This window comes from Lamprobacter sp. (genome assembly GCF_034860625.1).
Taxonomy (GTDB): Bacteria; Pseudomonadota; Gammaproteobacteria; order Chromatiales; family Chromatiaceae; genus Lamprobacter.
Map to the genome: position 1 here is coordinate 1 of NZ_JAYESN010000722.1, position 695 is coordinate 695.

General features: G+C 66.9%; 2 protein-coding genes. Both read left to right on the forward strand.

Annotated elements, in window-relative coordinates:
- Positions 1-101: DUF481 domain-containing protein (locus tag VBE63_RS31740; protein ID WP_416274763.1), on the forward strand; the 101-nt coding region annotated here is incomplete at its 5' end.
- A gap of 19 nt (positions 102-120) precedes the next feature.
- Positions 121-695 (forward strand): hypothetical protein (locus tag VBE63_RS30965; protein WP_323686774.1); only part of this gene is annotated, 575 nt, incomplete at its 3' end.

The following is a 695-nucleotide window of genomic DNA, read 5'->3' on the forward strand; positions in this document are numbered from 1 at the left end:
CCGCGAGTCTCGAATTCGAATACGACTACGACAGCAACCCGGCGATCCGGGCCAAGACCACCGACACCACGCTGAACCTGAAGCTGGGCTATGCCTGGTGAAGCCGGACCCCATCGAATCGTGAGCAAGCGGGCTCGTCTAAACCTCCTTGCGATCGGCTTCCTGCTGATCGGGCTGGTCTTCCAGACCACCTGGGCGCAAACCGAGACGGTTGGCGAAGGCTCACCGGTGACGCCTGCGGTCCTCGACGCCAAGATCGCCGAGACCGAATCGGCGGCTGGCCTGCCGGAGGAGGTCAAGCATCGACGGCTGTCCCTCTACCGACAGGCACTCACACACCTGGAGGAGGCGGCGGTGCGCCCGGTTGCGATCCGTGAACGCTTGCGCACGGCGGAAGCGGAGCGCGCGCAGACCCTTGCCCGCTTGCAGGCGCTGACCCCCGCGGAAGACGCCACGGCAGACGGCCAGGCGCGACGCTGGGTGCAGGTGACCCGCCGACGCATCGCGTACGACAAGGCGATGCAGCGCCGCCAAGCGGCCGAGGACGCCCGTCAGCGGGATCGGGAGCAGACCGATGCGGAGGTCGAGGATGCCGCTACCCTGACCGAGGTGAAGGAGCCGCAGATCGATCTCGAGTCATTGAGCGATGCCACCCGCGGACTGATCACGACCGCGGTGATCACGGTTGCGCTGGT